Source organism: Halopenitus persicus (assembly GCF_002355635.1).
GTDB classification, from domain to species: domain Archaea; phylum Halobacteriota; class Halobacteria; order Halobacteriales; family Haloferacaceae; genus Halopenitus; species Halopenitus persicus_A.
The window spans coordinates 1,509,567-1,523,848 of record NZ_AP017558.1 but is presented as its reverse complement, the minus strand read 5'-3'; the positions used below and the strand labels follow the sequence as shown (position 1 = coordinate 1,523,848).

Annotated in this window: 14 protein-coding genes; 6 read left to right on the top strand and 8 right to left on the bottom strand. The window is 65.7% G+C overall.

Going from position 1 to position 14,282, the window contains the following annotated elements; translation table 11 throughout:
* Window positions 1-56: 56 nt before the first annotated feature.
* Together CPZ00_RS15585 and CPZ00_RS07335 are read right to left on the bottom strand one after the other, a co-directional pair.
* The gene (locus CPZ00_RS15585; protein WP_172861796.1) at window positions 57-221 is read right to left on the bottom strand and encodes a DUF6757 family protein; all 165 of its coding nucleotides are present in this window, start codon (window positions 219-221) and stop codon (window positions 57-59) included.
* A 190-nt stretch (window positions 222-411) separates the two neighbouring features.
* Window positions 412-1,281: a PHP domain-containing protein gene (locus tag CPZ00_RS07335; protein WP_233255057.1), complete on the bottom strand. Its 870-nt coding sequence runs from the start codon at window positions 1,279-1,281 to the stop codon at window positions 412-414.
* 190 nt (window positions 1,282-1,471) lie between these two features.
* Between CPZ00_RS07335 and CPZ00_RS07330 the strand changes: the two genes are divergently transcribed.
* Entirely contained in the window at window positions 1,472-1,756 is a 285-nt protein-coding gene (locus CPZ00_RS07330; RefSeq protein WP_096390306.1) for a DUF5789 family protein, read from the top strand.
* 84 nt (window positions 1,757-1,840) lie between these two features.
* On the opposite strand, the gene CPZ00_RS07325 is transcribed toward CPZ00_RS07330, so the two are convergent.
* Window positions 1,841-2,890 carry a DUF5784 family protein gene (locus tag CPZ00_RS07325; protein ID WP_096390305.1) on the bottom strand — a complete coding sequence of 350 codons (1,050 nt, stop codon included), beginning with the start codon at window positions 2,888-2,890 and terminating at the stop codon, window positions 1,841-1,843.
* Between the two features lie 148 nt (window positions 2,891-3,038).
* On the opposite strand from CPZ00_RS07325, the gene CPZ00_RS15580 reads away from it, so the two are divergent.
* Window positions 3,039-3,212 (top strand): DUF5786 family protein, encoded by a 174-nt coding sequence (locus tag CPZ00_RS15580; RefSeq protein ID WP_394338413.1) that lies wholly within the window; start codon window positions 3,039-3,041, stop codon window positions 3,210-3,212.
* A 254-nt stretch (window positions 3,213-3,466) separates the two neighbouring features.
* On the opposite strand, the gene CPZ00_RS07320 is transcribed toward CPZ00_RS15580, so the two are convergent.
* Window positions 3,467-4,864 (bottom strand): helix-turn-helix transcriptional regulator, encoded by a 1,398-nt coding sequence (locus CPZ00_RS07320; RefSeq protein WP_096390304.1) that lies wholly within the window; start codon window positions 4,862-4,864, stop codon window positions 3,467-3,469.
* 134 nt (window positions 4,865-4,998) lie between these two features.
* Here CPZ00_RS07320 and CPZ00_RS07315 point away from each other — a divergent pair, with 134 nt between their 5' ends.
* Both CPZ00_RS07315 and CPZ00_RS07310 read left to right on the top strand, forming a co-directional pair.
* Window positions 4,999-5,202 carry a DUF7554 family protein gene (locus CPZ00_RS07315; protein ID WP_096390303.1) on the top strand — a complete coding sequence of 68 codons (204 nt, stop codon included), beginning with the start codon at window positions 4,999-5,001 and terminating at the stop codon, window positions 5,200-5,202.
* Between the two features lie 16 nt (window positions 5,203-5,218).
* Window positions 5,219-5,812, top strand: coding sequence for a 2'-5' RNA ligase family protein (locus tag CPZ00_RS07310; RefSeq protein WP_096390302.1), 594 nt, complete (start codon window positions 5,219-5,221; stop codon window positions 5,810-5,812).
* A 124-nt stretch (window positions 5,813-5,936) separates the two neighbouring features.
* Here the strand turns inward: CPZ00_RS07310 and CPZ00_RS07305 are convergent, their stop codons facing one another.
* The 3 genes from CPZ00_RS07305 to CPZ00_RS07295 form a co-directional block, all read right to left on the bottom strand.
* Window positions 5,937-6,740 carry an OapC/ArvC family zinc-ribbon domain-containing protein gene (locus tag CPZ00_RS07305; protein ID WP_096390301.1) on the bottom strand — a complete coding sequence of 268 codons (804 nt, stop codon included), beginning with the start codon at window positions 6,738-6,740 and terminating at the stop codon, window positions 5,937-5,939.
* Window positions 6,741-7,064: a DUF2073 domain-containing protein gene (locus CPZ00_RS07300; protein WP_394338437.1), complete on the bottom strand. Its 324-nt coding sequence runs from the start codon at window positions 7,062-7,064 to the stop codon at window positions 6,741-6,743.
* A 134-nt stretch (window positions 7,065-7,198) separates the two neighbouring features.
* Window positions 7,199-7,840, bottom strand: a complete 642-nt coding sequence (locus CPZ00_RS07295) for an Era-like GTP-binding protein (protein ID WP_096390299.1) — start codon at window positions 7,838-7,840, stop codon at window positions 7,199-7,201.
* A gap of 963 nt (window positions 7,841-8,803) precedes the next feature.
* Here CPZ00_RS07295 and CPZ00_RS07290 point away from each other — a divergent pair.
* The gene (locus tag CPZ00_RS07290; protein WP_096390298.1) at window positions 8,804-10,897 is read left to right on the top strand and encodes a Cdc6/Cdc18 family protein; all 2,094 of its coding nucleotides are present in this window, start codon (window positions 8,804-8,806) and stop codon (window positions 10,895-10,897) included.
* Window positions 10,898-10,996: 99 nt separating this feature from the next.
* On the opposite strand, the gene CPZ00_RS15860 is transcribed toward CPZ00_RS07290, so the two are convergent.
* Window positions 10,997-12,319: a S26 family signal peptidase gene (locus CPZ00_RS15860; protein ID WP_233255056.1), complete on the bottom strand. Its 1,323-nt coding sequence runs from the start codon at window positions 12,317-12,319 to the stop codon at window positions 10,997-10,999.
* A gap of 62 nt (window positions 12,320-12,381) precedes the next feature.
* Between CPZ00_RS15860 and CPZ00_RS07280 the strand changes: the two genes are divergently transcribed.
* A complete protein-coding gene (locus CPZ00_RS07280; protein WP_394338412.1) occupies window positions 12,382-14,268 on the top strand; it encodes a DNA-directed DNA polymerase II small subunit in 1,887 nt (628 codons plus the stop codon).
* Window positions 14,269-14,282 lie beyond the last annotated feature (14 nt).

The following is a 14,282-nucleotide window of genomic DNA, read 5'->3' as shown; positions in this document are numbered from 1 at the left end:
GGAGGGTGATCGAACTCGGTGACGGAGGACGGCAAACGGATCGGCGGAAGGACGGACTACTCGGGACCCTCGACGTCGACGCGCTCCTTGAGGGCCTGGAGCTCGTCGGAGTCGGCCAGTTCCTGCACGCGCTCGCGGAAGTGGTCCTCACAGAGCCCGACGGTGACGCCGTCGGACTCCGCCTCGAAGGCCGCCTCGCGGTCACAGTAGTGGCAGTACATACTCGATGTTCGGTGCGGAACCGGTTAAACGTAGCTTTCCGTGCAGGATCCTCCCATACACCGACGATCCGTCGATCCAGCGCCCCGTGACGATCGGCAGCCGCTCCGGATCCAGCAGCGGCGGCCACTCCGGATCCGGCCGCAGTCACTCCGGATCCGGCCGCAGTCACCCCGGATCCGGTACCCGCAGTCACTCCGGATCCGGCAGCGCCCGGCGGATCGGTTCGAACGCCGCGGCGGTGAGGCCGGTCGTTCCGAGGACACGGTCGTGGGCGTCGCTTCCGCCGGTCCGAAGGAGGCCCGCGTCGGCCGCGAAGCTGTCGATCCGCTCGCCGTCGACCTCGAAGCCGTAGGGATACCAGCGTTCGACCGCGTCGAGATCGCGGGCGACCGCGAGTGCGGCATCCGGATCGCCGTAGCGGAACGGATGGGCGAGCCCGACGACGGCGCAGGCCTCCCGGAGCAGGTCGATGCCTCGATCGATCGGGGTGATCTCGCGGGGGACGTAACAGGGGCAGCCGCCGCCGATCAGCTCGGCGAAGGCGTCGTCGTAGTCGTACGGCGCCGGGGAGTCCGCGATCGCCCGCGCGATGTGGGGGCGGCCGAGCCCGGGATGCGGCTCGAGGTCCAGCTCGACGCCGGTCCGGTCCTCGACGCGATCGATGATGCGCCGGCCGCGGTCCATCCGGTCGGCCTGGAGGCGGTCCGTCTCGGCGACGAGCGCGTCGGTGCGTTCGACCGCGTAGCCGAGCAGGTCGTATCGGCCCGTCGAGGCCTCGACGCGGAGTTCGATCCCGCGAACGATCCGGATCCCGCCGCGTTCGACGACCGGGGCGGGGAGATCGGGATGGATCCGGTCGTGGTCGGTAACGGCGACCCACTCGAGGCCCGCCTCGTCGGCGACGGCGGGGATCGTCGCGGGCGTGAGGCTCCCGTCGGAGGCGGTCGTGTGGACGTGGAGATCGGCGACGACCCGAGGGTCGTTTCGCTCGGGGGGTCGGTTGCATCGGTCGGCGTCATCGCCCGTGCCGTCGTCGCCCGAACCGGTGGGAGAAGCCATCACCTTGCCGAAGGGGCCGGCGGGAGAAGAAACGCGGGGACGGCGTCCATCGACGACCACGATCCGGTCAGCGTGTTATATCCTCTCGTGGTAGATTCTACCGCGTCATAAATGACCATTAAAGAAAACCCGATCGATTTAAGATCCGAATGGACAATCATTAAGAACCTGCGGCTGGTACGGGGTAGTGATGCGATTGAACGGCATCGACGAACGCCTCGAGCGGCACCAGTATCCGGCGACCACACAGGACATCATCACGGCGCACGGGAACGCGCACGTGGAGCTCGCTGACGGGTCCGAGCGCCTCGAGGACGTGCTCTCGCGGCTCGGCGAAGAGACCTTCGAGCGCCCCGAGGACGTCTACGACGCGATCCGTACCGGAGTCTGCCACCGGGGCGTCGGCCGACGCTTCTACTCCGACCGGGACCCCGACGCGCTCGGGGAGAACGGTCCGACGCAGATCTCCTTTTAAAAGCCGCGCGGAGCGGCCCGGCCCCGTTTTGACGCACCGGTCGATGAGACCGGTCTCAGCGAGCTGGCATCGGAAACCCGGCGGTCAGCCGGACAGATCGACGACGTCGCCGACGTCGACCGGAACCGACCCGAGTCGATAGCCCTCGATCCGGCCGCCGGGACGGACCCGGTAGACGACCGCGGGACGGTGGTCGACCTCGGGGCGTTCCGCGAGCACGGCTCGCCAGTCGTCGTCGGGAAACGACGAGCAGTCGACGAACAGCGTCGCGCCGCCGCCGTGAGCCTCGAGCTGGCCGTCGGTTTTGGTCTCGACGGTGTCGCGAACGGCGGCGATCGGGGTGCCCGCGACCCGGCCCGAGACGGGCTGGGGACGGGTGACCTCGACGAGGAAGGCCTCGCCGGTGCCGGGGTCCGCGGCGCGGTAATCGAGCGAGTGGCCGGTGGTCACCTCGATCTCGGGAGTGACCTCGTAACCGGCGCGGACCAGAAGGTCGGCGGCGACGTACTCGGCGATGGCCGCCTGCATTCGGACGAGATCGACGTGCGGTGAGGTCCCGAGCTTGCCGGCCATCACCGAGCGGTGCGGGTCGAGGGTGCCGCGCCGGAGGACGTCCTCGAGAAACGACAGCGCCGCATCGCGGTCGACGTCGGGAAAGCCGGCGGCGTGGTCGCGGAAGAATTCCCGGGTCGAATCGGCGCCGTCCTTCGAGCAGAGGACGGGCAGGAAGAACCACGCGATGTGGGGATACGCCTCCAGCCACGGCTCCTCGTCGATCAGCCCCGCGAGCAGCTCCCGTTCGGCCCACCGGCGAACCGGATACGGAACCTCGTCGAACCCGTACTTGTCGGTCTTCCAGAGCGCGCTCGGGGTCTCGGTGTTGCCGATCCAGTAGCCGGTCGGCCCCGGACGCACGCCGTCCGGCGGGTCGGCATCGTGGCCGGTCCAGCAAAAGAGGGCGATCGAGCCGTCGTCCATCTCGAAGCGGCGGGCCTCGTAGTCGGGCGGCGGCGCGAACCAGGGGGCGCGAGCGGTCGCGCCGAGGTTGTCATCGAGCGGCCGTTCGATCTCGCCTCGAACGGCCCCCTCGCTCCAGGAGCGGGGGGCGCGTCGAAAGCGAAGCGGTCGTGCCACGGCCGAAGTAGGTCGCTGTGACGGTAATGCGTTCCGATGTGGCCGACGACCACGATCGAGGGCGTCGCCCGCACCCGGATCCACGCGATCGGTGGACGGTGTACGACCGTTACATATATGTATAGATGTTTCATAGAATGAATGTAGCATGTCAATGGGTGCCTATGACGAGGACGAGCACGAGCGTCGCGAGCAGAAGACGGGCGTCGTCGACGCCGGGTTCGATGACGAGCGGAACGAATACCGGGGATCGATCACCTACGAGGCCGGCGAGTCCACCGAGGATCTCCTGAATCAGTTCAAGGAACTCAACGACGAGTGACCGGTCGGTCGCGCCACGCACCACGACCGATTTCTAAAACGTGGCCGGAGGAAGGCAACCGGAACACGTGACGACCGGACAGCGAAACACGAAACCGACGAGCCACGGCGCTCCTCGGCGGTGGTCAACCGACCGACGTCGACACGAGACGGTCGACGAGGACGGATGCCGCGGGAGCTTGATGCGCGGAAGTGACGCGAGAGGGCCAGGCCGGGTCGATGAGTCCGGCCGAGCGACGGGTTCCGACCGAGTCGTCAGTCCTGAGTCGAGTCGTCGGTCGACGTTCCGGAATCCCTCGTCTCGGAGTCATCCGATCCGGACTCGTCAGTCACCCCGGAATCGACGGCATCGGCTTCCGGTAACCGAAGCACGTTCTCGCGGCCGAGCCTGAAGCTGTCGAGGTTGCCCGCCTCCCGGAGCCCGGAAACGACCTGGCTCGTTCGGGCGTCCGACCAGCCGAGCTCCTCGACGACGTCCTGCTGTTTCATCCGGCCGCCGTTCTGTCGGAGCAGCCGGAGGACGCGCTCCTCGTTGCTCAATAGCTCCTCCGGCGGGGACTCGCTCGACTCGGCATCCGCGGTCGAACCGGCGGCTGCGCCGGCGTCCGAAGAGTCGTCCGAAGGGTCATCCGAACCGGCGTCCGAAGGGTCATCCGAACCGGCGTCCGAACCGGCGTCCGAAGCCGACTCCGCATCGACGGCGGTCGATCGGTCGTCGGCGGGTGTCCGGTCGCCACGCGGTGGATCGTCGCTGGCCGCCGATCCGGCCGCGGTCTCGGGAGCGTCCGCGAACGTCTCGACGAGGCGATCCCGGCGGCGATACGCGACGATCGCCAGACCCGCCGCGAGGAGAAGAACGACGAGGATCCCGGCCAGTGCGGTCCCGCCGATCCCGTAGGGTGCGGCGGGAACGAGGACGATCCGTGGTTCGTCGTCGGCGAACTCGGCGGGACCGGTCCACGTGGCCGACGTGGTGCCCGTTTCGTCCGGCGTCGGACGGACGGTGTCAACCTCGTAGCCGTCGGGCCACGCGATCGTGAGGCGGTGGCCCGAATCCAGGAAGAGGCCGGCGATCGCGTCGCCAGCGACGATCCGGTCCTCGTCGACGGTCGCGAACCCGTTCCACTCGAGGGTGTAGCGGAGGACGCCGTAGGATTCGGGGAGCTCCCGGCGGTCCGTCTCGACCGCGACGTCGTCGATCGACATCGACCGACCGGTGGCGTTCGCGGCCGCGGCGACCGTCGTCTCCATTCGCGTCGCAAACCGGTCGGCGTAGACGGACTCGTTCGCCGCGACGTCGGCGCTGAGGTTCTCGAAGGCGCTCTCGCGCTCCTCGGTGTCCAGCCGAACGCGGTACTCGAGGCGCCACCTCGCGGTGCCGGACTCGTTGATGTCGACCCGGATCGCCACCGTGTCGGCGTCGACCGCCTGGGCGGCCACGGACCCGCCGCCGGTACTGGCGGTCGACGAGGACGTCACGGCAGTCGAATCGGATCCGGTGCCGACGTCGGACCCGTTCGTGACGTCGACGGCGCCGTCGGGGCCGACGATCCCCGGCGCCGCGAGGAACGTGACGCCGAGCACGACGATGCCGACGGCGACCGCGAGAGCGATGACGCCGATCCGAGTCCGTGCGGTCCGCGAGCGAGTCATATCGATCGATTGTGTCTCCCCGGCGTATATCGGTTTCTCACGGCGCCAGAACGTGTTTCTGATCCAATAGGTGTGGAGTGGGAATGGCTTCGGCCCGTGAAGACCTTTTTATCGCTCGACGATGACCTCCGCATATGGATCGGGAACTCGAAGACAGGGGATCGATCGACGTCGAGGACCTACTGAAGGTGATCCTCGGGCTGGTGATCGTCTGGCTCGTGCTCGAGGTGGTCGGGCAGCTGGTGAACCTCACGTTCGCGGTATTGCGGGCGCTCCCGACGATCATCGGGATCGTCATCGTCGTCGTGATCGTCCTGTGGCTGACCGACAACCTCTAACCAGCCGGGGGACCTGATGTTCAGCCTCAACGTTCCGCTCCCGCCCGCCGTCGATCGCCTCGCGAACGACCGCCATCCCGACCTGGTCGCGTTCGACCGGATCCGCGAACGACACACGCTCGTCTGCAAGCGATTCGAGAGCGCTGTCCTCGACGACGGCGGTGGGTTCAACGGCGGGAGTGGGTTCAACGGCGGCGGTGGGGTCCGTGGCGGGGATCGCGATCCCGGACGGGCTCGGGACCGCGCCGTCACGCGGCTTCGGGAGCGACTGCGGCCGGTGCTGGCGGGCACCGATCCGCTGGACCTGTCGATCACGGGGATCGGGTACTTCGAGGAGCCGGCTCGAGGACCGGGTCCCGTGGTGTACCTGCGGGTCGACGGCGACGACCTCGTTCGGTTACATCGCCGGCTGTGTCGGGCCTTCGAGCCGGTGTCCGGGATCGAGGGCGAGGCATACGTTCCCCACGTCACGCTCGCGCGCGGCGGGCCGGTCGATCGGGCGCAGGCGCTCGCGGAGTCGGAGATCGACCGGATCGACTGGCGCGCGCGGTCGCTGACGATCTACGATCCGGACTTCCGGGAGCCGGCGGGAACGGTCTCGCTCGAGTGACTGGCTCGGGACGGTTTGCGGTTTCGCTCCATCGATGCTCGTCCGCAAGCAGCCACTGTCCGCAAACGTTCGTTCGTCGCCGCAATGGAGGCGGGCCCGCGCCGAGTCGATCGCCCCGACGCCGTCACTCCTCGTCGGGGCCCCAATCGCCGGGCATCTCGATGACGTAGCGACCGTCCTCCTGTAACGAGATGATGTACTCCTGCCGGTCGTACAGCTCCATCAGGTTGAGTTCGTACTGTCCCGGGCTGACGATCCGGATGCTCTCGAACTGGTCGTTGAGCTCCTGGCGAAGCGCGTCCAGCCCGGGGCGGTCGTCGTCCGCGTCGGTTCGCGGCTCGGCGGCATCGGATGCATCGATCGTGTCGGCAGCGTCAGGGTCGGCTGTTGCGGCATCGTTCCTCCCGTGCGGTCCGGACGCGTCCTCCCCGGACGAGGAGGTGCCGGCGTCGGGATTGCTCGTGACCGAGAGCTCATCGGAGCTGACGACCTCGGATCGTGCGCTCGCCTGCGCGTCGTCCTCGGTCGTGCTCGACGGGGGGACAGCGTCGGTGGGGATATCGGCGTCGGTGGGGGTATCGGCGTCGGCCGAGGGAGCCTCGTTCGGGTCGGCGGCGGGCGCGTCGGTAGCCACCGTGACCTCGGCGTCACGGTCGGAGTCGGGCGTGGTCTCGCGGTCGGAGTCGGGCGTGGTCCCGCGGTCGGAGTCGGGCGTGGTCTCGCGGTCGGCCTCGATCGTGACGTCGTCGGTTGCGGCGTCGGCGGTCGCCGACCCTCCCTCGGGTCGGTTCGTCGCGTCGGCCGACGGTTCGTCGATCGAGCCGGGTTTGAATTGGAACTTGTTGCCGCCGCAATCGGGACAGCCCGAGAGCATCTCCTTGGACCCGTCGGGAAAGACGTGACCGCACACCGTACACTGGTGGGGCATCTACTTGCGGGAGACGAGCGCGCTGATGAGCGTCTCGTCCTTGTGAAGGGTCTTGAGTTGGTTGGCCGGACCGATGACGGTCAGCTTCTGTGCGGACTCCCGGCCCATCAGCCGGTCGAGGAGGGTCTGATCGCCCGCGTCCGATTTCGGGTACGTCTCGATCTCGATGCCGGTGAAGTCGTCGGGACTGATCTCGGTCATCGTCACCTCGATGAGCTTCGACTCCTCGTCGGGGGACAGCCCCTCCTCGAGGATGACGATGTTCCCGTCGCGAACGCCGTCGAGGATGAGCCGGATCTTTTCCATGCTCGTCAGCCCCTCCATCCGGGCGCCGCTTATTAGGTCGATACGGACGCCGTCCCCGTCGTCGCCGTTTCCGGAGTCGTTGTTTCCAGGATCGTTGTTTCCGGGGTCGTCGAATCCGTCACTGCCGTCGACGTTAGGCGTTGCTTCGGGCATTATCCGAAGTACTCCGCGATCTTGTCGTAGACCTCATCCATGTTGTCGCCCTCGAGCGCCGAAAGGGGGATGGTCTCGTGTTGCGGGAAGGCGTTGGCGACGCGCTGGATGTTCGATTCCGGGAGGTCGGTCTTGTTCGCGAGGATGAGAACGGGGAGGTCCTGGGACTCGATGATGCCGATGAGCATCGTGTTCACCTGGGTGAACGGGTCGGTCGAGGAGTCGAGCACGTAGATGACGCCGTCGACGTCCTCGCGGAGCCAGTGCATCGCCTCCGCGACGCCCTCGGTCGCCTCACGCGACCGGCGGACGGCGTCGTCCTTCTCCATATCGTGGTCGAGGAACTCCTTGTAGTCGACCTTGGTCGTGACGCCCGGCGTGTCGACGATGTCGATCGTGACCGTCCGCCCGTTGCGCTCGATCTCGACGCCCTCCTTGCGGCGGGCCCGGCGCGTTTCGTGTGGAACGTGGCTTTCGGGACCGACGGCGTCGCCGGTCCAATCACGGGCAATACGGTTCGCGAGCGTCGTCTTGCCGGCGTTCGGCGGACCGTAGATGCCGATCCGCTTCGGCTCCTCGTCCGCGAACAGCCGGTCAGAGACCTTCGAGATGCTGTCTTTGAGATTCGTGAGCAGTCCCATCCTGTCCTCCGTCCCTGCGGCGGCGCGGGGATATATCGCACGTTCCACGCCGCTCTCACTTAAGAACTGCGTCAGACACGCCGACGACACCCTTTCGCGGTCTTTCGACCGTCACGGAACCGAGGCCAGTCAGGGGTCACGGAATGAAGTATCGTTGACGGGAACCCCCCCACCCCTTCGTTTCGTGTGGAACTCTCTGTGGGAGGGGTGGGGGGAGGGGGGTGCTTATAATAGCGGTGGTTTTATATGCAATACTCATAAAACGGACCCGTATTCCAGTCCAGAGAAAGAATACAACGCTATATTATTATAAAATAACTATATGGATCCGTTTCTTATTAACTGATCATTCCCGCTCTCGCCCTACTGGGGATCTCCGCCACGGTCTCCACACGAAACGAAGGGGTGGGGGGGACGAACGAAAAAGACGCACGGTACGAAATATATGGTACCATATATCGTGATTTATGGTACCATATATCAGAGGCGAGTTAACTCGCCTCGTGACGTCTGGTTTCACTGAGCGTCGCGTCGGTTTCGTCTCCGTTCTCTAACCGATCCGATCCGCCTTTGATTCTGATGAGAATATACAGAGCACGAAGAGCATAATACAGAGTACGGAGTACACCCGCGCCTTTAGGCGCGGAAGAACGTCAACCCTCAGCTCGATCATCACTCACCCCGTCTCTCAACCTCGTTCGCGCAACTTCACCTCGTGGACTACCCCTTCGTTTCCGCTGGAGCTCCCCGTCCGATGTGTTCAACGCACCCGATGGCACCGGTTGCAACACCATCCTTTCTACTGGAGAGGGCAACGCTTTTAATGAATGTGGACATCTGTTTCGATTGCATCATCTGGACGCTCCGTTGTGGCTTCATCGATGAATACGCCTCCATCCGCCGCTGAACGGCGGCATCTACGCGCCATCTCGGAGTTCTCCACCTGAAATAGGGGGGTTATGAATGGGAACCGAACACACGACATCCGAACACGAATCCGAGACGACCGACGCTGAGACTTCGAGACGAAACGATCCGTCCCCGGACGGGACGGATCCGGCCAGCGCCGCCGATCCGGGTTCCGAAGACGTCACGACCGCCGAGGACGTCACGACCGCCGATGTCGTCGCAGAAGCCGACGCTCGACGACCGAATGACGCCGGGCCGACCGGCAGTATGGAGGGATCTCGACCCGGGACGACGAACCCCGATCGAACCCCCGATCAGCCCGCTGATTCGGCGACGGGGATGTCTCCACCCGAAACGGTGCCGTCCGATTCGGCTCGCTCCGGAACCGATCCCGAAACCGATTCCGAAACCGATCCCAAGACGGATCTCGATGCCGACGCCGACCCCGGGACGGATCTCGATGCCAACGCCTCCGCGAACGTGGACGTTGCGGTCGATCCCTCGCCCAGCCGGGATCGGTCGTCGACCGACGTCGACCTGGACGGCGTCGTCTTCCAGGACGACGCGGACGACGAGGACGAGAGTCAAGGTCTGTTCGACGACCTCCTGTCCGGCGAACCCATCTTCGAGAACAAGGAGGTCCTCCGCCCTTCCTACACCCCCCACGAACTCCCCCATCGAACCGACCAAATAAATCGAATGGCGACGATCCTCGTCTCGGCGCTCCGCGGCGACACGCCGTCGAACATCCTGATATACGGAAAGACCGGCACCGGAAAGACGGCCTCCGCGAAGTTCGTCTCCAACGAGCTCGAATCGACCTCCAAGAAGTACGACGTCCCCTGCGAGGTCGAGTACATCAACTGTGAGGTCACCGACACCCAGTACCGCGTGCTCGCGCAGCTCGCGAACAAGTTCATCCAGCAGAACCAGGCGGTGATCGCCGACCGGATCGACGAACTCGAGACGCTTCGATCCCGGGTCGAGGACGCATCCAGCGAGGTTGTGGATGCGTCCCACGAGATCGAGAATACATCCCGCGAGGTCGACGACGCATCCCGCGAGGTCGAGGACGCATCCAGCGAGGTTGTGGATGCGTCCCACGAGATCGAGAATACATCCCGCGAGGTCGACGACGCATCCCGCGAGGTCGATGACGCATCCCGCGAGGCCGACGACGCACCCCTCAGGAACACGCCCTTCGACGATCTCGATGCGATCGACGATCGGATCGAGCAGCTTCGGGACGACGCCGAGACGATGGAGGAGGTTCCGATGACGGGGTGGCCGACCGACCGCGTCTACTCCACGTTCTTCGACGCGGTTGACTACCACGAGCGCGTGGCCGTGATCATGCTCGACGAGATCGACAAACTCGTCGAGAAGTCGGGCGACGACACGCTGTATAACCTCTCGCGGATGAACTCCGAGCTCGATAACTCGCGGATCTCCATCATGGGCATCTCGAACGACCTGAAGTTCACCGACTTCCTCGATCCCCGCGTTAAGTCGAGCCTCGGCGAGGAGGAGATCGTCTTTCCGCCGTACGACGCCAACCAGCTCCGGGACATCCTCCAACACCGCGCCGACGTCGCCTTTAAACCCGACGCGCTCACCGAGGACGTGATCCCCCTCTGTGCGGCCTTCGCGGCCCAGGAACACGGGGACGCCCGCCGCGCGCTGGATCTGTTGCGGACCGCGGGCGAGCTCGCCGAGCGGTCCCAGGCGGAGATCATCGGCGAGGAACACGTCCGGCAGGCACAGGACAAGATCGAACTCGACCGCGTCGTCGAGGTCGTCCGTACGCTTCCCACCCAGAGCAAGATCGTCCTCTTTTCGATCATCCTCCTCGAACAGAACGGCGTCCACAACATCAACACCGGCGAGGTGTTCAACATCTACAAGCGCCTCTGTGAGGAGATCGACGCCGACGTGCTCACCCAGCGTCGGGTCACCGACCTCATCTCCGAGCTCGATATGCTCGGGATCGTCAACGCGGTCGTCGTCTCGAAGGGCCGATACGGCCGGACCAAGGAGATGAGCCTCTCCGTGCCCATCGACGAGACCGAGGCCGTCCTCCTGTCGGACTCCCGGCTCGGCGACATCGAGAACGCTCAGCCGTTCGTTCAGGCGCGGTTCGACAACTAAGATTCGGCTCTTGGCCTTCCGTCCTCACCTACGCGTCCTTCCCCACTCGACATCGACTCTCCTACTCCTCCTCTGCTCCCTCCACCCCTCCTCTGCCCCTCATCCACGCGTTCGCCGAACTGCCGTGACGCCGACGGCGGCAGCTCCCGCGATCGCCATCGCGCTCGGACCACCCATCGGCTCCGGCACACCCGGCGTTCCGCCCGCACCCGGCGTTCCGCCCGCACCCAGCGTTCCCGAGGTCACCGCTTCGATGAACTCGTCTGTCGTGGCCTGCCCGGTGGCAACCAGCCGGATCCACCCGAGATACGGGAGTCGAACGCGCGCGACGCCGGTCACCCACTCCGGTTTCACCGGCGGCGCGATGCCGCTCGCCTGGTCGTATCGAGCGTTGTTGTCCCCCTTCGTGATGAATCCGGAGTGGGGTGCCGGACAGTTCCGGACGTCCGCACAGGTCTCGCCGTTCAGATACCGCGGGTCGGCCCGATCGACCCAGTTCTCGCCCGCCTCGACGTGAAACATCGATCGGTGGATGATCGGCGACCCGACCCGACCGGGGAAGGTGTACACGATCACCGAGCCGGGAGCGCCGAAGGACCGATAACCCTCCCGTTCGGCGACCTCCTGGGTCACGACCCCGACGTCGTTCGTGGCCGCGTCCGGCGCCAACCGACCCGGCTCGGTCACGACGATCAGGTCGCCTTTCTCCATATTCGGGTCCATACTCCCCGACTCGACCGCGACCATCGGCGGCCAGACCCCGCTCACCGCGAACAGCAGCGCCCCGATCGCGAGGACGATCACGACGCTCGTGACGACGTCCCGGATCCACACCGCCGGTCCCTCCTGTGCCGTCAGAAACCGCCGAACGATCCCCTGATCTCCCGACGATCGTCCACGATCACGTCGTCGGCCCCGATCGGCGGCCGCGGTCGTTCCCGGCTCCGGCGGGGGGCCCTCGCCGGAACCCTCGCCGGAACCGCCGAAGGGCGGGTGCGTGGAATCAGTCGACGATCGCTGATCGTCCGGTGCCGGTCGTTCGTCCGTCGTCTCCGGTGCCGGTCGTTCGTCCGTCGGTCGCGCCCGACGGCCGTCATCATCACGTCTTCCGTCGGGTGTCCGTGGCACCTCCCGATCGTCCGTTCGGTTCCGTTTCTGCCACGTGAACCCGTCCTCGGAATCCCCCGATCCTCGATCGGCATCCGGGCCGAACTTTCGGTTGCTACCGTCGTCTTCGTCGGATTCCTCGAATCCGTCTTCGAACCCGTATTCGTCATCGTACTCGGCGTCGTGCTCGTCACCGTTCCCGTTCCCGTCTCTATCTTTTGGAGGGCGGCGTTCACGGGAATCGTCGACTCGGTCGTCCTCGGACCGTCGATCGTCGTCCGACGGTCCCTGCGACCGATCGTTCCCGGATCCCATTTGGTTCGACTTTCGCGGCTTCGGGTTTGAACGTTCTGGCTTCGGGGGAAGCGGCCGGTTCGATGCCGGTCGGCATGCTTTTGTCCACGCTAACCGTTCGGCGATCCGTGCCACTGGAGACGTCGTCGCGGATCGTGATGGAGCTCACCGAGCGGGGCTACAACGCCGATCGGGAGGCGATCACCCTCATCGCGGGAACCGACGACCCACACGCCACGATCGAGGCCGTGGTTGACCACGTTCCGGAGGATACGCTTCGTATCACGAGCGACCACATCCGGTCCACGATCGATGCCGATCCCTCCGTTTCGACTGGGTCGGATCGTTCGAGAAACACACCGAATCAGAAGGGATCTCCAGTCGAAACAAAGGGGTCGGTAAAGACCAACACGGAACACGAAGCATCCGGATCAACCGAGCCATCCGGATCAACCGAGCCATCCGGCGCAACTACGGTGGAGCCCCGGCAATCGAACGAGTCGACTTCACGACCGAGGTCCGGTTCCCGATCGGATTCGGAACCTCGACCGGATTCGGAACCTCGACCGGACTCGAAACCTCGACCGGATTCGGAACCTCGACCGGATTCGGAATCCGGACCGGAATCGGAAGCGGAGGCTGGAGCGGGGAGGCCCGAAACGGAAACCGAACCGGGAATTGAACCGAGAACCGGTTCGGGAACTGCACCGGAAGCCGAACCGAGGACCGAAACGGACACGTCGGATCGGTCGGCTGACGCCGACCGTCGGTCGCTCGAGGTCGCAAACGATATGACCGGCCACAGCACCGGCACGGGCGAGTACGCCGACTTCGTCCGGACGTTCCGGGACCGGTACGAACGCCTCTCGAAGATCCTCCGCGGCCGCGTCAACCATCGGCCGGCGAGCGCGATCGCGGAGATGCCCGGCGGCAGCGACGCGGCGATGATCGGGCTCGTCAACGACGTCCGGTCGACCCGGTCGGGCCACTGGCTCGTCGAGCTCGAGGACACGACCGGGACGTTCCCCGCGCTGATCATGAAGGACAAGGGGATCGCGGACGTCGTCGACGAGATCCTCCTCGACGAGTGCATCGCCGTCGACGGAACGCTGGCGGACGATTCCGGGATCCTCTTCGCCGACGCGGTCCATTTCCCGGACGTTCCCCGGACGTTCCAGCCGAGCTACGCCGACCGACACGTGCAGGCAGCACTCATCTCGGACGTCCACGTCGGGTCCCAGGAGTTCATGCGCGACGCCTGGGAGTCGTTCGCCGACTGGCTGCACACCGAGGACGCGGCGGCGGTCGAGTACCTGCTACTCGCCGGGGATATGGTCGAGGGCGTCGGCGTCTATCCGGACCAGGACGAAGAGCTCGACATCGTCGACATCTACGAGCAGTACGAACGGTTCTCGGAGCACCTCAAGGACGTCCCCGGCGACCTCGAGATCGTGATGATCCCGGGGAACCACGACGCCGTCCGCCTCGCGGAACCCCAACCCGCCTTCGACGAGGAGCTCCGCGATCTGATGTCCGCACACGACTCCCGGATCGTCTCGAACCCGGCTGCGGTCACGGTCGAGGGCGTCTCCGTCCTGATGTACCACGGCGTCTCCCTCGACGAGGTCATCGCCGAACTCCCCGCCGGAAAGGCCAGCTACGACGACCCCCACAAGGCGATGTACCACCTGCTCAAGAAGCGACACGTCGCCCCACAGTTCGGCGGACATACCCGAGTGGCACCCGAGGAGCAGGACCACCTCGTTATCGAGGACGTCCCGGAGGTGTTCCACACCGGCCACGTTCACAAGCTCGGCTGGGGGAAATACCACAACGTCCTCGCCGTCAACTCCGGCTGCTGGCAGGAACAGACCGACTTCCAGAAGTCCGTCAACATCGATCCCGACTGCGGATTCGCGCCGATCCTCGACCTCGACACCCTGGACATGACCGTCCGGAAGTTCGCCTGACGCCGTGGAATGCG